The organism is Sphingomonas sp. BE138 (assembly GCF_031456125.1).
Taxonomy (GTDB): domain Bacteria; phylum Pseudomonadota; class Alphaproteobacteria; order Sphingomonadales; family Sphingomonadaceae; genus Sphingomonas.
Genome location: NZ_JAVDUC010000005.1, coordinates 42,576 through 60,726 on the forward strand (window position 1 = coordinate 42,576; position 18,151 = coordinate 60,726).

Sequence of the window (18,151 nt, forward strand, 5' to 3'; positions counted from 1 at the left end):
ACCCCGGCGAAGGCCGGGGTGACGAAGGGGAGCGAATTCTGGTCGGCCTACTCCGCCAGCCCGCTCCACTTCTGCTCCGACGTCGCGTTGGCGACCACCGCCTCGACGAACGCCATCGTCCGCACGCCGTCTTCCGCACCCGGGAACCATGCCGCGGCGCCGCGTTCCGCCTCCGCATCGCCGCCGCGGATCGTCGCGGCGACCGCGCGGTACAGGTTGGCGAACGCCTCGATATAGCCTTCCGGGTGCCCAGCCGGCGTCCGGATCCGCGCCAGCGTCGTCTCCGCCAGCCCCGGCCCGCCCGTCCGCACGATCTCCGCCGGGCGATCGAGCCAGCGCAGCGTCAGCGTGTTGGGCTCCATCTGCGCCCAGTCGAGCCCGCCCTTTTCGCCGTGGATACGCAGCCGCAAGCCGTTTTCGTCACCGGCCGCGACCTGCGTCGCCTTCAGCACGCCGCGCGCGCCGCCCGCGAAGCGCAGCAGCACGCTGACGTCGTCGTCCAGCCGGCGACCGGGCACATGCGTGGTCAGGTCGGCGCACAGCGACTCGACGCGCACGCCCCCGACATGTTCGGCCAGCTGGAAGGCGTGCGTGCCGATATCGCCCAGGCAGCCGCCCAGGCCGGCACGCGCCGGATCGGTGCGCCATTCCGCCTGCCGATTGCCCTCGCGGTCGAGCGCGCTGCTGAGCCAGCCCTGCGAATATTCGACCTGCACCAGCCGGATCGCGCCGAAGTCGCCGCGCGCGACGCGCGCGCGCGCTTCCTCGATCAGCGGATAACCGCTGTAGGTGAAGGCGAGCGCATAATGCTTCCCGCTCCGCGTCGCCGCGGCGGCGATGTCGCGCGCCTCGGCCAGGTTCAGCGACATCGGCTTTTCGCAGATCACGTGAAAGCCGGCGTCGAGCGCGGCGATCGACATCGGCGCGTGGAGGTGATTCGGCGTCACGATCGCCACCGCGTCGATCCGCTCGCCCCGGGGAAGCGCACGCTCGGCGGAAAGCATGGCATCAATTGACGCATAGACGCGCTCCGGCTGCAACCCGAGCAGGTCGCCGGTGCGCGAATTGCGTCCCGCATCGCTGCTGAACGCACCCGCGACCAGCCGCCAGTCGCCGTCGACGCCCGCCGCCATCCGGTGGACCGCGCCGATGAACGCGCCTTCGCCTCCGCCGACCATGCCCAGCTTAAGTGGTTCTACCCGCGCCATTCATCCTCCCGTTAGTTGCATACCGCCATTACGAAGACCGTAACGTCAGCCGCCTTGCTATCGCCCGGTTTAGCGGTAAACTGGCGGCAATCAATTCGCGTTTGGAGAGATGCATGAAGTTGGTCGCCGGGCTTCTCGCCGCCCCGATCGTCGCGGTCGCCGCTCTGGCGATTGCGGCGCCCGCCCCCGCGCAGCAGAACGGACCGCAGGCGTTCGCCGCGTGCAAGGCGTGCCACACGCTCAACAAGGGCGGCCGCAACGGCATCGGCCCGAACCTGTCGGGGCTGTTCACCCGCGCGCCCGCTTCCGCGCCCGGCTTCAACTATTCGGCCGCCTTCAAGAAGGCGCAGCTGAAGTGGAACGACAAGTCGCTCGACGCCTTCCTGGCCGCGCCGCAAAAGGTGGTGCCGGGCACGCGCATGCCGATCGCGACGCCGGATCCCGCGAAGCGCGCCGCGATCATCGCCTATCTGAAGTCCGAGACCGCCAAGTGAGCGGTGCCCCGACGATGAAGGGGCCCGGCGTCTTCCTGGCCCAGTTCATGGGCGACGCCGCGCCGTTCGACACGCTCGACAACGCGGCGCGCTGGATGGCAGACGCGGGCTATGAGGGGGTGCAGATCCCGACCCGCGACGAACGCTGCATGGACCTGTCGCTCGCCGCCGAGAGCCAGGATTATGCCGACGAGCTGGTCGGCCGCTGCCGCGAGGCGGGCGTCGCGATCACCGAACTCTCGACGCACCTGCAAGGGCAGCTGGTCGCGGTCCACCCCGCCTACGACACCGCGTTCGACGTGTTCGCGCCCGCCGAATTGCGCGGCAAGCCCGCCGAGCGCCAGGCTTGGGCAGTCGAGCAGCTGAAGCTCGCCGCGCGGGCCAGCCGCCGCCTCGGGCTCGACGCGCACGCCACCTTTTCGGGGGCGTTCGCCTGGCCGTTCGTCTATCCGTGGCCGCAGCGCCCCGCCGGCATGGTCGAGGAGGCGTTCGCCGAACTCGGCCGCCGCTGGACCCCGATCCTCGACGCGTTCGAGGAACAGGGCGTCGACCTCTGCTTCGAACTGCACCCCGGCGAGGACCTGCACGACGGCACCACCTTCGAGCGGTTCCTGGACGCGGTCGGCGGGCACAAGCGCGCCAACATCCTCTACGATCCCAGCCACTTCGTGCTGCAGGCGATGGACTATCTCCAGTTCATCGACTTCTACCACGACCGCATCCGCATGTTCCACGTCAAGGATGCCGAGTTCAACCCGACCGGCAAGGCGGGCGTGTACGGCAGCTATTCGGACTGGGTCGACCGGCCGGGCCGCTTCCGCTCGCTGGGCGACGGGCAGGTCGATTTCGGCGGCATCTTCTCCAAGCTGACGCAATATGGCTACGCGGGCTGGGCGGTGCTGGAATGGGAATGCTGCCTGAAGCACCCCGAGGACGGCGCGCGCGAGGGTGCCCCGTTCATCGCCGCACATATGATCCGCCGCCCCGAACGCGCCTTCGACGATTTCGCGGGCGGGGCCGATCCGGGCGCGAACCGGCGCTTGCTCGGGATCGCGTGATCGGCCACTCTGACAAAAATACGATAAAAAGAATCGCGTGAGCGCAAAGGGGTAGAGGGTGCAGACAGAGGCAGCGACGTTCACCGGGCAGCATCGGTCCCGATTGTTCTGGTTGAGCGTGCTGGCGCTGACCACCGCGGCGGTCAGCGCGTCGCTGCGCGCGGCGATCGCCAGCAGCCTGAAGGCGCAGTGGATCGATCCGATCGCGCCGGTCGAGGCCGGCGAGTTGATCGGCGCCGCGCTCGGCTCCGCCTTCCTCGGCTTCGCGATCACCCTGTTCGTCGCCAGCGCGCTGCTCGACAAGATCGGCGCGAAGCGGATCGTGATCGGCTCCGGCGTGTGCTTCATCGTCGGTACCGCGCTGATCGTCGGCGCGGGGGCGATCGCCAGCGGCATGACGATCTATTCGCTCGTCTGGCTCGGCATGATGCTCAGCGGGATCGGCTGGGGCCTGGCGGAGGCGTCGATCAACCCGCTGACCGCGCGGCTCTATCCGGAGGAGACGACGCACCGCCTCAACGTGCTCCACGCCTGGTATCCCGGCGGGCTCATCATCGGCGGGCTGGCGGGCGTGTTCCTCGCCAACGTCGTGCCGTGGCAGGCGATCATGGGGCTGGTGTTCCTGCCCGCGATCGGCGTCGTGGTGATCGGCGCGACCACCACCTTCCCGCCCGCCCCCGCGGTCGTCGAGGGCGAGAGCTTCGGCACGATGATCGGCGAGGTGTTCCGCCGCCCCAGCTTCTTCGTATGGTTCGCCGCGATGTTCCTGACCGCCTCGTCGGAACTGGCGCCGGGCCAGTGGCTCGACGTCGCGCTCACCAACCGCGTCGGCATGCGCGGCATCCTGCTGCTGGTGTATATCAGCGCGCTGATGTTCGTCTTCCGCCACTTCGCGGGCCGGCTGGCGGGCAAGCTGTCGAACCCCGGCTTGCTGTGGATCTCCAGCCTGCTCGCCGCGATCGGGCTGTTCCTCCTGTCGCGCGCGCAGTCGCCGGTCGCCGCGATCCTCGCCTCCACCGTCTGGGGGCTGGGCGTCTGCGTGATGTGGCCGACGATGCTCGCCTCGGTCGCGGAACGCTACCCGCGCGGCGGCGCCTGGGCGCTGGGGCTGGTCGGCTCGGCGGGCGCGCTCGCCAGCTTCTTCGTCCTGCCGCTGCTGGGCGGCATGTTCGACGAGGCCAAGGTGCGGCTGGCCGGCGGGCCCGAGGCCTTCAAGCAGCTGACCGGCGAGGCGCTGCGCCAGGTCGAGGACGCCGCCGCCTCGCAGTCGTTCGCCAAGCTGGCGCTGGTCCCGGTCGTGCTGCTGTTCGTCTTCGGCGCGATCTGGCTGTCGGAGCGTCGCCGCCGCACGGCGGCGGTGGCATGACCCCGTCGCGCCGCTCGGTCCTGGCCGGCGGCGTGGCCGCCGCGCTTTCCTCTTCGGCACAGGGGCAAGGCAAGGTGAGCAACGCCGCCACCTTCTCGCTCAACTACGCGCCGCACGAGGGCAGCTTCGCCAGCCGCGGCAACCGCCTCGAACAGATCGCCTTCGCCGCCGACCAGGGCTTTCGCGCGTGGGAAGACAACGAGGCGCGCGGGCGTTCGGTCGACGACCAGAAGGCGATGGCCAGGGCGCTGCAACAGCGCGGGATGACGATGGGCGTGTTCGTCGCATCGATGCCGAAATGGGCCGAGTTCAGGCCGATCTTCGGCAGCGACGACGGCGCGGAGCGCGAGGCGTTCCTGGCCGACGTCCGCGCCTCGGTCGAGGTCGCCAAGCGGCTGAACGCGAAGCACATGACCGTCGTCACCGGCTTCGTCGACCACAAGGTCCCGATGGAGATCCAGACCGGGCGCGTCATCGACCTGATGCGCCGCGCGGGCGACATCCTCGCCCCCCACGGGCTGGTCGCGGTGATGGAGCCGCTCAACACCCGCACCGACCATCCCAACGTCTACATGCGATCGTGGGCGGCGGGCTATGCGGTGGCGCGCGGGGTGAACAGCCCGGCGATCAAGATCCTGACCGACTGCTATCACGAGCAGATCCAGTCCGGGAACCTGATCCGCTCGCTCGACATGGTCTGGGACGAGATGGGCTACGTCCAGTTCGGCGACAATCCCGGCCGCAAGGAGCCGGGGACCGGCGAGGTCAATTACCGCAACGTCGTCCGGCACCTGCGCGAACGGCGCTACGCCGGGGTGATCGGCATGGAACACGGCAATTCGGTAGCGGGGCGCGCGGGCGAGGAGCGGCTGATCGCCGCCTATCGCGCGATCGACGCCGCGTGACGCATATTCTGGGAGAGGGTGAGTGATCGACAGACGACAGGCTATGGGCGGCATCGCCGCCATGTTCGGGGCGTCGCTCTACGCCCCGCTGGCGCGCGCCGCCGCGGCGGTGGCGCAGACGAAGGGCGTCATCCCCACGATCAGCGAGGGGCCGCCGAGCGTTCAGGTGTTCACCGCCCCGCAGCGCGCGCTGATGACCGCGCTCAGCGACCGGGTGGTGCCGACCACCGACACGCCCGGCGCGATCGCCGCGGGCGTGCCGCAATATATCGAGAAGCTGCTGGCCGACTGGTCTACGCCCGAGGACCGAGTGCCGATCATCGCCGGGCTCGACGCGATCGAGGCGCGCGCCAAGGCCGACTACAAGAAGCCCGCCGCGCAGCTGACGCCGGCACAGCACGATGCGCTGCTGACGCTGGCGATGGACGACAAGCTGCCGGGCGGCAAGGCGTTCTTCGATCCGTTCCGCCAGATGGTGATCGCCGGTTATTACACGTCGGAAATCGGCATCACGCAGGAGCGCGAGTATCTGCCCGTCCCCGGCAGCTACGACGGTGCTTTCCCCTATTCCAAGGTCAACAAGGTGTATTCGTCATGATCGCCACGCGTCGCAACGTCCTCGCCGGTGCCGGCGGTCTGGCAGCCCTCGGGCTGTTCGGCGGGTCTGCCTCGGCCGCGCAGCTCGGCGCGGTCGGGCTCCAGCTCTACACCGTTCGCGAGATCTTCGGGCCCGACCCGATGGGCACGCTCGAGAAGGTCGCGAAGATCGGCTACCGCGAGATCGAATATGGCGGCGGCGGCTATGACAAGATGGATCATGCCGCGTTGCGCCGCACGCAGGACCGGCTCGGGCTGAAGGCGCCGTCGGTCCACGTGCCCTATGAGTGGCTGCTCGCCGACTTCAACGGCGCGGTGAAGATGGCCAAGACGCTGGGGGCCGACACGGTCATCCTGCCGTACATGACCGACCAGCATCGCAACGAGGCGGGTTGGAATACGGCGCTCAAGGACTTCAACCGCTTCGCGCGCGACCTGAAGAAGGCCGGGCTCGACTTCGCCTATCACAACCACGATTTCGAGTTCACGGTGAAGCCCGGCGGCGTGTCGCTCTACGACCGGCTGCTCAAGGAAACCGATCCGGCGCTGGTCAAGGTCGAGCTCGACCTGTTCTGGGCGATCACCGCGGGGCAGGACCCGGCGGCGCTGATCCGCCGGCTGGCCGGGCGCATCTACGCCTATCACGTCAAGGACAAGCGCCCCGACGGCAGCATGTGCGCGGTCGGCGAGGGCAAGATCGACTTCGGCGCGATCTTCAAGCTGAACCGTGTCGCCGGCGTGAAGCACTTCTACGTCGAGAACGATCAGTGCCCGGCGCCCTATCTGCCCGACATCACCACCAGCTACCGCACGTTGCGCGCCCTGCGCTTCTGATCGCGCCGACGGAGAGGATTACAGAAATGGCAGCGACCGACACTTTCGACGCGATCGTCATCGGCTCCGGCGTCAGCGGCGGATATGCCGCGAAGGAGCTGACGGAGAAGGGCCTGCGCGTCCTGATGCTCGACCGCGGCATCATGGTCGAGCATGGCGAAGGCTACCCCTATGACGGCAAGCCCGCCTATGAGGTGCCCGCGCGCAACTCGATGCCGCCCGCGCTGATGGAAAGCGATTATTTCATCACCAAGCACGGCTATGTCACGCCCAGCAACCGCAAGTTCTACAACGACGACCGGCTGAACCCCTATGCCTATGACGAAGGCAGCAAGTTCTACTGGATCCGCCCGGCCGCGGTCGGCGGCAAGTCGCTGATCTGGGGTCGCTGGTCGTTCCGCTGGGCGCCCGAGGACTTCGAGGCGAACAAGCGCGACAATATCGCGATCGACTGGCCGATCCGCTACGAGGACGTCGAGCCCTGGTACAAGTACGTCGAGAATTACATCGGCGTGTCGGGCTCGCGCGAGAATTTGCCGCAGCTGCCCGACAGCGACTTCCAGCCGCCGATGGACATGAACATCGCGGAGAAGTGGGTGAAGCCGCGGCTCGAGGCCAAGTTCCCCGGTCGCAAGCTCATCAACACGCGCCTCACCAACATGACCGAGGACAAGCCCGACCAGAACCGCACCAAGTGCCAGTATCGCAACCAGTGCGGCAACGGTTGCTCGTTCGGCGCCTATTTCTCGACGCAGGCAGTGACGCTGCCCGCCGCGCGCGCGACCGGCAAGCTGACGCTGCGCTCGGACGCGGTCGTCACCAACCTGGAATATGATGCCGCCAGGAAGCGCGTGACCGGCGTCCGCTACATCGACGCCAAGACCGGCCAGGCGCAGGTCGTGCAGGCACGCATCGTGTTCCTGTGCGCCTCCGCGCTCGCCTCGGTGCAGATCATGATGAACTCGAAGCGGCCGGACGGGCGCAGCTGGTTCGACAGCAGCGGCACGCTCGGCAAGTACGTCATGGACCACATCTTCCGCGTCAGCATCGGCGGCAACATCCCGGGCATGACCGAATATATCGAATATGGTCGGCGTCCGGGCGGCGTGTACATCCCCCGTTTCCGCAACGTCGGTGGCGACGAGGGCGTCGGGTTCAAGCGCGGCTACGGCTATCAGGGTTCGGCCTTCCGCTCGCCCGCCGCGCCGGTCGGCTTCGGCAAGTCGATGAAGGACGGCATGCGCAAATATGCCAACTGGCAGTTCGGCATGACCGCGTTCGGCGAATGCCTGCCGTACGAGGACAACCGCGTGTCGCTGCACCCCACCAAGGTCGATCGCTTCGGCGTGCCGCTGATGGTGTTCAACGTCACCTTCCGCGACAACGAGCTGAAGATGATGGCCGACGCGCGCGAGCAGGGCGAGGCGATGCTGCGCGGCGCCGGCCTCACCGAGGTCACCAGCCGCGAGGGCGAGCATGTGCCGGGCGACGCGATCCACGAGATGGGCGGCGCACGCATGGGCGCGGACCCGCGCACCTCGGTGCTCAACCGCTGGAACCAGGCGCACGACGCGCCGAACCTGTTCGTCACCGACGGCGCGCAGATGGCGTCGGTGTCGTGCGTCAACCCGTCGCTGACCTTCATGGCGCTCACCGCCCGCGCGTGCGACAATGCGGTGAAGCTGATGAAGGCCGGCACGATCTGAGCGACACGGTCGTCATCGCGGGCGCGTGCGCCGTGATCCGGGTCCGGATCGCGGCGCGGCGTCCGCGATGACGGTGGACGCGATGTCGCCTGGCGTTCGCTCCTGCGTCGTTCGTCCTGAGCTTGTCGCGCGGCGGGGCGCACCACCACCACCCGCTCGTACTGAGCCTGTCGAAGCACGTGTCCCACGACACGTCCTTCGAACTCGCCAAGGACGGCGCGGAGGGTGCGACCCGTTGCGGGAACCGCGCCCCGCCCCCCGCGACGCAGCCGGCGCGCCATGACCGAGCGCCGCCGCCACGGCGTCACGATCCGCGCGGTGGCCGAGCGTGCGGGCGTGTCGGCGATGACCGTCTCCAACGTCATCAACCGCGCCGGGCGCGCCAGCCCGGCGACGGTCGCCGCGGTCCATGCCGCGGTCGCCGAACTGGGCTATGTCCCCAACGTCCTCGCCCGCCGACTCGCCCGCGCGCGCGCCACCACCGTCGGCCTGCTCTACAGCGGCACGCGCGCGCCGTTCCTCGATGCGATCCTGGTCGGCGCGCTGCGCGCCACCAACGCGCGCGGGCTGCAACTGCTGCTCCACGAGGAAGTACCGGGCGAAGTCGCCGCCGCCGAGGCCGCGGCGCGCGCGCTGGCGCGCGGCGGCGCCGACGCGCTGCTGCTGGTGCCGCCGTTCGCCGAGCTGCTCGGCGGATCGCCCGCGCTTGCCGAGCTGGGCCTGCCCGTCGCGGCGATCGCCACCGGGCACGTCCTGCCCGGCATCGCGACGGTGCGGATCGACAATCGCGCCGCGATGGCCGAGCTGACCGCGCTGCTGATCGCGCGCGGCTATCGCCGGATCGCGCTGATCGCCGGCAACCCGCGCCATTCCGACAGCGCCGCGCGGGTCGCGGGCTATCACGACGCGCTCGCCGCGCACGGGCGGGTCGCCGATCCGGCGCTGCTGATCGCCGGCCGCTTCGACCGCACCTCGGGCGAGGAGGCCGCGCGCACGCTTCTGACCGGCGCGGTGCGCCCCGATGCGATCATGTGCAGCAACGACGACATGGCCGCCGGGGTGATCGCCGAGGCGCACCGCCACGGCCTCGTCCTGCCGCGCGACCTGGCGGTGACCGGGTTCGACGACACCACGCTCGCCGCGCGGATCTGGCCGCCGCTCACCACCGTCCGTCAGCCCGCCGAGGACATGGCGTTCCGCGCCGCCGAGCGCCTGATCCGCACCGGCGACGGCGCGGAGGACGCCACCGACCTGATCGTCCCGCACGCGGTCGTCGAACGCGAGTCGACCCCGCCCCGCTTCTAGATTTGATCCACTGTCGTGGAAGCGGCGCCGATCCAGCGTTGCCGGATCGAAGTCTAGGGATGCACCCGCCCGGCGAGCACCGGCTCGTCCAGGTCGATCGCGACCCGCTTCGCCTTGTCGGGCTTGCGCCGGCCGGCCTTCGCGGCCCCGCCCACCACGTCGCCGACCAGCATGAACGGGTTCGTCGCCTCGCCCGGCCGCTCGCAGCAACTGTTCGGCGCGACCAGCTTCTGCACGCCGCGGATCAACGCGGTGCCCGCCCCGAAGACGTCCAGCCCGGCCTGGCACCCGCCCACCTTCGTCGCGCACGGCGATCCCTCGGCGTTCAGCGCCCCGGTGCCGGTCATGTCGCGGTTGATCGGCACCGGCCGCGTGGACACCGCCTCGCCCGGCAGCGGCAGCGCCTGTTCGGGCAGCGGATCGGCACAGACGACGACCTCGTCACCGTCGCGCCGCCGCACGCACGGCTGGTCGGCGACCGGCGCCAGGATCGAGTGCTGCGCCGGCACGGCGGGCGCGGCGGCCTGGAGCAGAAGCGCGACGATCAGCATCGCCGCGCATCCTGCGCCCGCCGCCCTGCCCGGTCAATCGCGGATCACGGGCGCAAGGCGGTGTCGCTGCGGTCGTCGAGCTCGTCGTCCTCGACCGATCCGTCGTCGAACTCCTCCTGCAACTCGTCTTCCTCGATATCGGCGTCGTCGGCGTCGACGTCGCCCGCCGGGGCCGCGACCTCGTCGTCGGTCATCAGCAGCTCGTCCTCGTCCTCGGCGTCGTCGTCGCTGCCGACATCTGGGTCGAGGTCGACGATGATCGTGCCGTCGCCCGGCCCGTCGCGCGTCGCCTCCAGGATTTCGGCGCGCTGGCTCTCGTCATAGCCGTCCTCGTCGTAGCCGTCGTCACCCGAACCCTGGCCATGCACCTGATGCCCGCCCATCGCGAAGCTCCTCCAATCGTTACGTTCATCGAACGGCAGACGCGCCATGCGGGTTCCGGTGGCTGGCATCGCCGCCGCGCAGCGCCTACCTAGGGCGATCAGAATCACGGACCCGCCCCATCATGCTCGATACCCCCGCCACCGCTCCCGACACCGCTGACGTCCCCACGCTCAGCCTCGCCGATCAGGCCCGCGATCCCGATGCGTTCGCCGCCGCGCTGGGTGGTTCGTTCGAGCGGTTCGGCTTCGCGATCGTCGCCGACCACGGCGTGCCGCAGCCGCTGATCGACCGCGCCTGGGCCGAGACCGGGCAATTGTTCGCGCTGCCCGAGGACGAGAAGCGCCGCTACCACACCCCCGGCGGCGGCGGTGCGCGCGGCTACACCCCGTTCAAGACCGAGATCGCCAAGGACGCGCGCCACGTCGACCTGAAGGAATTCTGGCACGTCGGCCGCGAACTGCCGGAAGGCCACCGCTACGCCGCCGACATGGCGCCCAACGTCTGGCCAGCGCGCCCGGCGGGCTTCCGCGATACCTTCGTCGAACTCTTCGCCGCCTTCGACCGGGCCGGCGACCGGCTGCTGTCGGCGATCGCGCGCCATCTCGGCCTCGCGCCCGACTGGTTCGATCCGGCGGTGAAGGACGGCAATTCCGTCCTGCGCCTGCTCCACTATCCGCCGATCCCTGCCGATGCGGAAGGGGTTCGTGCGGGCGCGCACGAGGACATCAACCTCATCACCCTGCTGCTCGGCGCCGAGGAGGCGGGGCTGGAACTGCTCGACCGCGCCTCGGGCCAATGGCTCGCGGTCAAGCCGCCGGAGGGCGCGATGGTCGTCAACGTCGGCGACATGCTGCAACGGCTGACCAACCACGTCCTGCCCTCGACCACCCACCGCGTCGTCAACCCGCCGCCCGAGCGCCGCGGCCATTCGCGCTATTCGATGCCGTTCTTCCTGCACCCCGCGCCCGATTTCCTGATCGAGACGCTGCCGCAGACGATCACCGCCGACAATCCGAACCGCTACCCCGATCCGATCACCGCGAACGGCTATCTCCACCAGCGGCTCGTCGAGATCGGGCTGATCAAGGCATGAGGGACCTGTCGGGGATCGTCAGCGGCGCGTTCCGGCTGGATCAGGACGCCGACGTCTCGGGGATCGTCAGCGGCGACATCACGATCGCGGCCGGATGCCGCGTCACCATCTCCGGCATGGTCCGCGGCGACATCACCGCCGAGCCGGGCGCCGAGGTGACGATCACTGGCATCGTCAACGGCGCGGTCCACGCCGAGGGCGCGACCGTGCACGTGACGGGCATCGTGACGCTTCCGTGAGGTAGATGCGGTCGTAGCGCGGATCGACATCCATGACGCTCGCCGTCCTGCCCTCGCCCCTGGACAGGGGAGAGGGATAGCGGAGCTTGCCAGCTTGCTGGCTAGCGCAGCTTGGGTGAGGGGTCGAGCGAGCCGGAGGCTCGCGCGCTCCCTGGCGTGAGCGCCACCCCTCACCCAGCTTCGACTAAGACTTTGCTCCGCAAAGCCTAAGTCTGCGCATCCCTCTCCCCCCGCAGAGGGGCGAGGGAGCGGCACACTCGTTGAATTTAGATAAGGCCTACGCCGTCCGCTCCGGCACCTCGTCCGCGTCCGCCGCGATCGAGGTCGCGGGGGCCAGCGCCTCCCACGGGAACACGAACCAGTCCTTCGTCACCGCGCGGTCGATCGTGCGCGCCGCCAGATCGACCTTCGCCGCCGAGCCGCGATTGTCGATCAGCGTCGCGAAGCGCACATGCGTCCGCGCCGCCCCTGCCTGCTCCAGCAGCGTGCGCAGCTGCGCGATCGTGCGCCCGGAATCGTTGATGTCGTCGACGAACAGCAACCGCTGCCCGTCGCGGGTCAGCGCGGCCAGCCGCTCGATCGCCGGTGCGGCGCGCGCATCGTCCTGCGCCGAATAATCGACCGACTGCATCGGCACGCCCGCGGCATGGCTCAGGTACACCGCCGGCACCAATCCGCCGCGCCCGACGCCTACCAGCCAGTCGGGGCGCCAGGCGGTCTCGCGCGCGATCTTCGCGGCCAGCGCGCGGACATCGGCAATCAGGTCGGCATGGGTGACGGCGGTCAGGATCGGCATCCCGATCCTCTACACGACCCCCATCCGCTTGCCATACCCCGCCGCAACGATTTTCGCGTGATCCGGAACGGGTTGGGTAAGGGGCCTCGCAGAGAGCAACCCGGAAAGCGCCCGATTATTTCCCCTCGAACCCGGTCGGCGCCGGCGACACCGTCACCGTCTCGCCGCCCCGGATCTCCTGCACCTCCAGCGCGCGCTCGGCGACATTGTCGCGCCCGAACCGGAACGCCCCGTCGATCCCGGCGAAGCCATCCGCATCGCGCAACCGGTTCTCCGGGAACGGCGCGCCCGGTCGCCACTCGCGCGAGATCCGCACGACCAGCAGCACCGAGTCGTAGCCAAGGCTCGACAGCCGGTACGGCGCGGCGTTGAACCGCGCGCGATAGTTGCGCGCATATTGGCGGTACAAGGTATCGGGGACGCTGGCGAACCACGCGCCGTTCAGCGCCGCGCCGCCGCGCGCCGCGCCGTCGGAGTTCCACAGCTCGGTGCCCAGGATCTGCGTCGACGGGCTGCCCCGCCGCACCAGCGGCACCGCCGCCGCGGCGGTGGCGGCGCTGTCGGCGATCAGCACGCCGCCGAACGGCGCATCCTTGGCCATCCGCTGCACGGCTGCCCCCAGGGCGCCGGATCCGCGGTCGTAGGTCTGGAGCGAAACGACGCGCCCGCCCGCCTGCTCCACCGCGCGCAGGAACGCCGCCGACGCGCGCTGCCCGTACAGCGCGTTGGGGACCAGCCCGCCGAAATTGTCGATGCCCCGCCCGCGCGCATAGGCGACCACGCGCTCGATCGCCTGCGCGGGCGCATAGCCCAGCACATAGGCGCCGTTCCCCGCCACGCCGGTGTCGTTGGAGAAGGACAGCACCGGCACCTTGGCCGCGCGCGCGATCGGCGCCACCGCGCGGACGTCCTCGGCCAGCAGCGGCCCCAGGATCAACTGCGCGCCCTCGCGGATCGCACGGGCCGCCGCCGCCCCCGCGCCGGTCGCGGTGTCGTAGCTGGTGATGCGCACCTGCTGGTTGCGCGTGTCGAGCAGCGCGAGTTGCGTGGCATTGGCCAGGCTGCGCCCCACCCCGGCGTTGCTGCCGGTCAGCGGCACCAGCAGCGCGACGCGGTTGCGCGCGGCATCCTGCGGCAGCCCGGTCACCACCTCCGGCGCGCTTTCGCGCGGCGGCGGCGCGGGCTGCGCGGTCGGCGCCTGCTGCACCGGCCCGCGCGGCACCACGGTCGAACACGCCGCCAGCAGCAGCGCGCCCGCGACCGAGATCGCGCGCGACATCGCGCTCGCCCATTGCGAACGCCCGATCGCCTCTGCCATGACTACTCCCGTGAACCCGTTGACCCCCGGCCTGTACATCGTCGCCACCCCGATCGGCAATCTCGGCGATCTGTCGCCGCGCGCCGCGCAAGTGCTTGCCGCCGCGGACGTTATCGCGGTGGAGGATACGCGCGTGACCGCCGGATTGCTCCGCCACATCGGCACGAAGCGCCCGATGACCCCGTATCACGACCACAATGCCGAACATGTCCGGCCACAGCTGATCGCGCGGATGGCCGGGGAGATCGTCGCCTTGGTCTCGGACGCGGGCACGCCGCTGATCTCCGATCCCGGCTACAAGCTGGTGCGCGACGCGCGCGCCGCGGGGCACCTCGTCGTCACGATCCCCGGCCCGTGCGCCGCGGTCGCCGCGCTGACGCTTGCCGGGCTGCCGACCGACCGCTTCTTCTTCCTGGGGTTCCTGCCGCCCAAGGAACAGGCGCGCGCCGCCGCGATCGCCGAGGTGGCGGCGGTGCGGGCTACATTGGTCATATACGAATCCGGCCCGCGGCTGTCCGCGTGCCTGACGGCGCTCGCCGCCGGGCTCGGCGACCGCGAGGCGGCGGTCGCGCGCGAGATCACCAAGAAGTTTGAGGAAGCGGTTACCGGGACGCTCTCATCGCTTGCCGAACGCTATGCCGATGCTCCCCCGCGTGGTGAAATCGTGGTCGTCGTGGCACCGCCGGCCCCTCCGGCGGCACCGGAGGCCGCCGACGCCGACGCCGCGCTCGCCGACGCGCTCACCCGCCTCCCCGCCTCCAAGGCCGCCGGAGAGGTCGCCAGGGCGCTCGGCCTCGACCGCAAGGCGCTCTACGCCCGCGCGCTGGAAATGAAGTCCTCCCCGTCTCCGGAGCCGTCATGACGAAGCTGCTGATCCTGCTTGCTTTTCCCCTCCTCGCCGCCGCGCCCGCGCCGGTGCACAAGTGGGAACGGATCTTCGACGGCCGCACGCTCGCCGGCTGGAGGCCCAAGATCACCGGACGCGCGGTCGGCGAGGATCCGCTGCACACGTTCGTCGTCAAAGATGGTGCGATCACCGTCAGTTACGATCATTACAAGGCGTTCGACGGCGCGTTCGGGCATCTGTTCTGGAAGGCGCCGCTCACCGCCTATCGCCTGCGCTTCGACTATCGCATGACCGGCCCGTCGATGGCCGGGATCGAGCGCTGGCAGAACCGCAACTCCGGGCTGATGCTCCACGCACAGCCCCCCGCGACGATGACGCGGGACCAGCAATTCCCGGTCAGCTTGGAATTGCAACTGCTTGCCGTCCCCCGCCCTGACCGGGAGCCGAGCGGCAATCTGTGCACCCCCGGCACCACCGTCGAGATCGACGGCAAGCGCCCGACCAGCCACTGCGTCACCGGCACCGGCCCGCTCGTCCCGCTCGGGCAATGGACGCATGTCGAGGTGGAGGTGACGCCCGACGGCCGAATTACTCACCTGCTGAACCGCAAGCCCGCGATCCGCTACCGCGACGCGCAGCTCGACCCGAACGACAAGGACGCGCAACCGCTGATCGCCGCCGCGAACGGCCGCCTCGCATTGACCGGCGGCTATGTCGCCCTCCAAAGCGAGGGCCAGCCGACGCAGTTCCGCAACATCGAGGTCATGCGCCTCGACTGACACGGCCGCTCTTTTCAGCGACTTGCCGAGCCGCGATTACCCTCTTACACGCTATTTGTAAGACCAATAGCGTACCGGAGAAGAACATGAAGCGTAGCGCCCGTCGCCTTGGCCCGCCCCTGTTGGCGGCGGCGCTTCTGACGGCACCGGCGCATGCCGCGACGCGCCCGGCGATCTTCCCCGCGCCCACCGAACTGACGCTCGGCACCGGCACGGTGACGCTCGGCCGCGCGGTGACGCTGGTCGTGGCACCGGGCACCGATCCCGCCACGGTCGCGCTGGTCGAGCGGATCCTGCGCACCGCGGGGGTCGAGCGGATCGACACCGCCCGCCGCCGCGCCCCTGGCCCTGATCGCGTGAGGATCGTGCTCGGCACCAGCGACGCCGCACCGGTCCGTGCGGCGCTCGCCGGGACGACACCCGATACCGGACGCGAGGGCTATACGCTGGTCGTCGCGCCGGCGACGAAGACGATTACGCTGTCCGGCCACGACGCCGACGGGCTGTTCCACGCCGCGCAGACGCTGCGCCAGCTCGTCCGGCGTACCGACCTGCCCGCGCTGACGATCCGCGACCATCCCGCGATGCCGGTGCGCGGTACGATCGAGGGCTTCTACGGCAAGCCGTGGACGATGGCCGAGCGCACGCGCCACCTCGACTTCCTCGCCACGGTAAAGGCCAATACCTACATCTACAGCCCCAAGGACGACCCCTATGCGCGTGATCGCTGGCGCGAGGCCTATCCGGCCGCGACGCTGGCGCAGCTCGGCACGCTGGCCGCCGCCGCCGCGCGCAACCACGTCGACTTCGTCTATGCGATCTCGCCCGGGCCGACGATCTGCTTTTCCGCGCCCGCCGACCTGCAGGCGCTCGGTGCCAAGTTCGACGCGTTGCGCGGGATCGGCGTGCACCGCTTCTACGTCGCCCTCGACGACATCGAATATCAGAAGTGGAATTGCGACGCCGATCGCGCGGCGTTCGGCCCATCGGGTGCGGCGGCCGCCGGCAAGGCGCAGGCGCAATTGCTCAACGCCGTACAGGCCGAACTGACGCGCCGCGACCCCGCGGCACCGCCGCTCATCATGGTGCCGACCGAATATTACGACGCCAAGGAAACGCCGTACAAGGCCGCGTTGCGCCAGTATCTCGATCCCAAGGTCGTGGTGCAGTGGACCGGTACCGACGTCGTGCCGCCCGCGATCTCGATCCCCGATGCAAAGGCGGCGACCAAGGCGTTCGGCCGCAAGACGCTGCTATGGGACAATTATCCGGTCAACGACTATGGCCAGACCACCGGGCGGCTGCTGCTGGCCCCCTATGCGCGGCGCGAGGCCGGGTTGTCGGCGGAGCTGACCGGCATCCTATCCAACCCGATGAACCAGGAAGCGCCCAGCCGCGTCGCGGTGACCGGCGTCGCCGCCTTCGCCTGGAACGACAAGGAGTACGACCCCGACCGGGTGCAGGCGTTCGCGGCGCGCGAACTGGCCGGCGGCGACGTGCGCGCGGCCGACGCGCTGCTGACCTTCTTCGATACGCAGCATCTCGCCCCCACCTTCGGCAGCCAGCCGTGGCAGGAGCAGGCACCGCGGCTCCGCGTGCTGCTCGACCATGTCCGCGACACGCTCGCGGGGGGTGATGCGGCCGCGCGCCGCGGCGCGATCGCGGAACTCGCGCGCGCCGCGGACGAGCTTGCCGCCGCCCCCGACACGATCCGCGCCGGCGTGGCGGATGCGTCGTTCGCGGAGCAGGCCCGCCCGTGGCTCGACGCGACCGCACTGTGGGGCCGCGCACTGCAACAGACCGCCGCCGGCCTCGCCGCCGCCGATGGCGACAGCGCCGCCGCGTCGCGCTACTTCACCGCCGCGCAGCGGCTCGCCGCCTCCGCCGCCGCGGTCAGGACGATCCCCGGCGCGACGCGGTTCGACGGGCCGGTGAAGATCGCCGACGGCGTCCTCGACCGTTTCGTGGCGGACGCGCCGGGGCTGATCGCCCCTCCGGATAACGCACCCGTCGAGTGATGGCCAAGTACAGCGCCGCGACGGCGCCCATCATTGTACGAAACTTCCAAGAACAACCCTCATACAGATACTTACAGTTGTTTCTAGGTGACAATCCGCCGACTCGCCGTTAACTCTGCACGCGGACCAGTTGCTCGCGGCACGATCGCTGCCTCGAGAAATGGAACGGGGGGATCAGGTCATGGGAAGAGACAAGCGACCAAGCGTTGCGCAGGGCGGGGGCACGACCAGCACGGCGCCGGCGCAGACCACGTTCATCAGCCTGCTCGCCTGCCCGGAAGGTCAGACGACGCCCGAAGACAGCTTCTCGCGATGGCGCAAAGCACCGATGGCGCATCGCCGTACAAGCAGCGGATCGAAGCGATCAAGTCCGATGGCCCGCCGGAGCGCGCGCGTCGCGAGATGGTGAACAACGTCTCGTGCCTGCATGACACGCAAAAGGCCAACAACTGCACGGTCTTCTACGATTGGCAGGGCAGCACCCTGAAGGTCTACGGCCTCGGCTCGCATGTCGGCGGCAGCGGTGCGGGCAACAGCAAGTACGGCGGGCTGTGGTACACCGGGAAGAAGTTCTCCTACAACCGCGGCAAGTAGAGCGTTCGATCGCAGCCGGCCGGTCTCCATCGCCGGCGTCACCGGGAACAGCCGGCGGA

Annotated in this window: 19 protein-coding genes; 14 read left to right on the forward strand and 5 right to left on the reverse strand. The window is 69.8% G+C overall.

Annotation, left to right across the window (positions count from 1 at the left end; translation table 11 throughout):
* Positions 1–47 precede the first annotated feature (47 nt).
* Positions 48–1,208 carry a Gfo/Idh/MocA family oxidoreductase gene (locus J2Y58_RS08420; protein ID WP_310101443.1) on the reverse strand — a complete coding sequence of 387 codons (1,161 nt, stop codon included), beginning with the start codon at positions 1,206–1,208 and terminating at the stop codon, positions 48–50.
* A gap of 113 nt (positions 1,209–1,321) precedes the next feature.
* Here J2Y58_RS08420 and J2Y58_RS08425 point away from each other — a divergent pair, with 113 nt between their 5' ends.
* The 8 genes from J2Y58_RS08425 to J2Y58_RS08460 all read left to right on the forward strand — a co-directional run bounded on the left by J2Y58_RS08425 (position 1,322) and on the right by J2Y58_RS08460 (position 9,473).
* The gene (locus J2Y58_RS08425) at positions 1,322–1,702 is read left to right on the forward strand and encodes a c-type cytochrome (protein ID WP_310101446.1); all 381 of its coding nucleotides are present in this window, start codon (positions 1,322–1,324) and stop codon (positions 1,700–1,702) included.
* Between the two features lie 14 nt (positions 1,703–1,716).
* Positions 1,717–2,760 (forward strand): sugar phosphate isomerase/epimerase, encoded by a 1,044-nt coding sequence (locus J2Y58_RS08430; protein WP_310101448.1) that lies wholly within the window; start codon positions 1,717–1,719, stop codon positions 2,758–2,760.
* Positions 2,761–2,818: 58 nt separating this feature from the next.
* Positions 2,819–4,126, forward strand: a complete 1,308-nt coding sequence (locus J2Y58_RS08435; RefSeq protein ID WP_310101451.1) for an MFS transporter — start codon at positions 2,819–2,821, stop codon at positions 4,124–4,126.
* Positions 4,123–5,031, forward strand: coding sequence for a TIM barrel protein (locus tag J2Y58_RS08440; protein ID WP_310101455.1), 909 nt, complete (start codon positions 4,123–4,125; stop codon positions 5,029–5,031). Before J2Y58_RS08435 ends, J2Y58_RS08440 begins: the two co-directional genes overlap by 4 nt.
* Positions 5,032–5,053: 22 nt before the next feature.
* On the forward strand, positions 5,054–5,629 hold the full coding sequence (locus J2Y58_RS08445; protein WP_310101458.1) for a gluconate 2-dehydrogenase subunit 3 family protein: 576 nt from the start codon (positions 5,054–5,056) through the stop codon (positions 5,627–5,629).
* A complete protein-coding gene (locus J2Y58_RS08450; protein WP_310101462.1) occupies positions 5,626–6,462 on the forward strand; it encodes a sugar phosphate isomerase/epimerase in 837 nt (278 codons plus the stop codon). The genes J2Y58_RS08445 and J2Y58_RS08450 overlap by 4 nt, the downstream gene beginning before the upstream one ends.
* A gap of 26 nt (positions 6,463–6,488) precedes the next feature.
* Entirely contained in the window at positions 6,489–8,168 is a 1,680-nt protein-coding gene (locus J2Y58_RS08455; protein ID WP_310101464.1) for a GMC family oxidoreductase, read from the forward strand.
* A 279-nt stretch (positions 8,169–8,447) separates the two neighbouring features.
* The gene (locus J2Y58_RS08460; RefSeq protein ID WP_310101467.1) at positions 8,448–9,473 is read left to right on the forward strand and encodes a LacI family DNA-binding transcriptional regulator; all 1,026 of its coding nucleotides are present in this window, start codon (positions 8,448–8,450) and stop codon (positions 9,471–9,473) included.
* A 53-nt stretch (positions 9,474–9,526) separates the two neighbouring features.
* On the opposite strand, the gene J2Y58_RS08465 is transcribed toward J2Y58_RS08460, so the two are convergent.
* Together J2Y58_RS08465 and J2Y58_RS08470 are read right to left on the reverse strand one after the other, a co-directional pair.
* Positions 9,527–10,024 (reverse strand): hypothetical protein, encoded by a 498-nt coding sequence (locus J2Y58_RS08465; protein WP_310101470.1) that lies wholly within the window; start codon positions 10,022–10,024, stop codon positions 9,527–9,529.
* Between the two features lie 44 nt (positions 10,025–10,068).
* Positions 10,069–10,407, reverse strand: a complete 339-nt coding sequence (locus tag J2Y58_RS08470; protein WP_310101976.1) for a DNA primase — start codon at positions 10,405–10,407, stop codon at positions 10,069–10,071.
* Positions 10,408–10,529: 122 nt separating this feature from the next.
* Between J2Y58_RS08470 and J2Y58_RS08475 the strand changes: the two genes are divergently transcribed.
* Together J2Y58_RS08475 and J2Y58_RS08480 are read left to right on the forward strand one after the other, a co-directional pair.
* Complete coding sequence (locus J2Y58_RS08475; RefSeq protein ID WP_310101473.1) at positions 10,530–11,501, forward strand: 2-oxoglutarate and iron-dependent oxygenase domain-containing protein; 972 nt, start codon at positions 10,530–10,532, stop codon at positions 11,499–11,501.
* Positions 11,498–11,740, forward strand: coding sequence for a polymer-forming cytoskeletal protein (locus tag J2Y58_RS08480; RefSeq protein ID WP_310101476.1), 243 nt, complete (start codon positions 11,498–11,500; stop codon positions 11,738–11,740). Before J2Y58_RS08475 ends, J2Y58_RS08480 begins: the two co-directional genes overlap by 4 nt.
* Before the next feature lie 277 nt (positions 11,741–12,017).
* Here the strand turns inward: J2Y58_RS08480 and J2Y58_RS08485 are convergent, their stop codons facing one another.
* Together J2Y58_RS08485 and J2Y58_RS08490 are read right to left on the reverse strand one after the other, a co-directional pair.
* The gene (locus J2Y58_RS08485) at positions 12,018–12,536 is read right to left on the reverse strand and encodes a phosphoribosyltransferase domain-containing protein (protein ID WP_310101478.1); all 519 of its coding nucleotides are present in this window, start codon (positions 12,534–12,536) and stop codon (positions 12,018–12,020) included.
* A gap of 115 nt (positions 12,537–12,651) precedes the next feature.
* Positions 12,652–13,854 (reverse strand): penicillin-binding protein activator, encoded by a 1,203-nt coding sequence (locus J2Y58_RS08490; protein WP_310101481.1) that lies wholly within the window; start codon positions 13,852–13,854, stop codon positions 12,652–12,654.
* Between J2Y58_RS08490 and rsmI the strand changes: the two genes are divergently transcribed.
* The 4 genes from rsmI to J2Y58_RS08510 all read left to right on the forward strand — a co-directional run bounded on the left by rsmI (position 13,853) and on the right by J2Y58_RS08510 (position 18,092).
* Positions 13,853–14,716, forward strand: a complete 864-nt coding sequence (gene rsmI, locus J2Y58_RS08495) for a 16S rRNA (cytidine(1402)-2'-O)-methyltransferase (RefSeq protein WP_310101484.1) — start codon at positions 13,853–13,855, stop codon at positions 14,714–14,716. The two genes, J2Y58_RS08490 and rsmI, sit on opposite strands and share 2 nt — an antisense overlap.
* A complete protein-coding gene (locus tag J2Y58_RS08500; RefSeq protein WP_310101487.1) occupies positions 14,713–15,480 on the forward strand; it encodes a DUF1080 domain-containing protein in 768 nt (255 codons plus the stop codon). Before rsmI ends, J2Y58_RS08500 begins: the two co-directional genes overlap by 4 nt.
* 86 nt (positions 15,481–15,566) lie before the next feature.
* Positions 15,567–17,498 carry a beta-N-acetylglucosaminidase domain-containing protein gene (locus tag J2Y58_RS08505; protein WP_310101490.1) on the forward strand — a complete coding sequence of 644 codons (1,932 nt, stop codon included), beginning with the start codon at positions 15,567–15,569 and terminating at the stop codon, positions 17,496–17,498.
* Positions 17,499–17,810: 312 nt separating this feature from the next.
* Complete coding sequence (locus tag J2Y58_RS08510; protein ID WP_310101494.1) at positions 17,811–18,092, forward strand: hypothetical protein; 282 nt, start codon at positions 17,811–17,813, stop codon at positions 18,090–18,092.
* Positions 18,093–18,151: the final 59 nt, after the last annotated feature.

Bases quoted from the DNA above. Each gene is read 5' to 3' on its own strand.
- J2Y58_RS08455 (WP_310101464.1), top strand. From the start codon at position 6,489: ATGGCAGCGACCGACACTTTCGACGCGATCGTCATCGGCTCCGGCGTC.
- J2Y58_RS08490 (WP_310101481.1), bottom strand. From the start codon at position 13,854: ATGGCAGAGGCGATCGGGCGTTCGCAATGGGCGAGCGCGATGTCGCGC.
- J2Y58_RS08510 (WP_310101494.1), top strand. From the start codon at position 17,811: ATGGCGCAAAGCACCGATGGCGCATCGCCGTACAAGCAGCGGATCGAA.
- J2Y58_RS08460 (WP_310101467.1), top strand. From the start codon at position 8,448: ATGACCGAGCGCCGCCGCCACGGCGTCACGATCCGCGCGGTGGCCGAG.
- J2Y58_RS08465 (WP_310101470.1), bottom strand. From the start codon at position 10,024: ATGCTGATCGTCGCGCTTCTGCTCCAGGCCGCCGCGCCCGCCGTGCCG.
- J2Y58_RS08425 (WP_310101446.1), top strand. From the start codon at position 1,322: ATGAAGTTGGTCGCCGGGCTTCTCGCCGCCCCGATCGTCGCGGTCGCC.
- J2Y58_RS08440 (WP_310101455.1), top strand. From the start codon at position 4,123: ATGACCCCGTCGCGCCGCTCGGTCCTGGCCGGCGGCGTGGCCGCCGCG.
- J2Y58_RS08505 (WP_310101490.1), top strand. From the start codon at position 15,567: ATGAAGCGTAGCGCCCGTCGCCTTGGCCCGCCCCTGTTGGCGGCGGCG.
- J2Y58_RS08475 (WP_310101473.1), top strand. From the start codon at position 10,530: ATGCTCGATACCCCCGCCACCGCTCCCGACACCGCTGACGTCCCCACG.
- J2Y58_RS08485 (WP_310101478.1), bottom strand. From the start codon at position 12,536: ATGCCGATCCTGACCGCCGTCACCCATGCCGACCTGATTGCCGATGTC.
- J2Y58_RS08450 (WP_310101462.1), top strand. From the start codon at position 5,626: ATGATCGCCACGCGTCGCAACGTCCTCGCCGGTGCCGGCGGTCTGGCA.
- J2Y58_RS08480 (WP_310101476.1), top strand. From the start codon at position 11,498: ATGAGGGACCTGTCGGGGATCGTCAGCGGCGCGTTCCGGCTGGATCAG.
- J2Y58_RS08470 (WP_310101976.1), bottom strand. From the start codon at position 10,407: ATGGGCGGGCATCAGGTGCATGGCCAGGGTTCGGGTGACGACGGCTAC.
- J2Y58_RS08430 (WP_310101448.1), top strand. From the start codon at position 1,717: ATGAAGGGGCCCGGCGTCTTCCTGGCCCAGTTCATGGGCGACGCCGCG.
- rsmI (WP_310101484.1), top strand. From the start codon at position 13,853: ATGACTACTCCCGTGAACCCGTTGACCCCCGGCCTGTACATCGTCGCC.
- J2Y58_RS08500 (WP_310101487.1), top strand. From the start codon at position 14,713: ATGACGAAGCTGCTGATCCTGCTTGCTTTTCCCCTCCTCGCCGCCGCG.
- J2Y58_RS08420 (WP_310101443.1), bottom strand. From the start codon at position 1,208: ATGGCGCGGGTAGAACCACTTAAGCTGGGCATGGTCGGCGGAGGCGAA.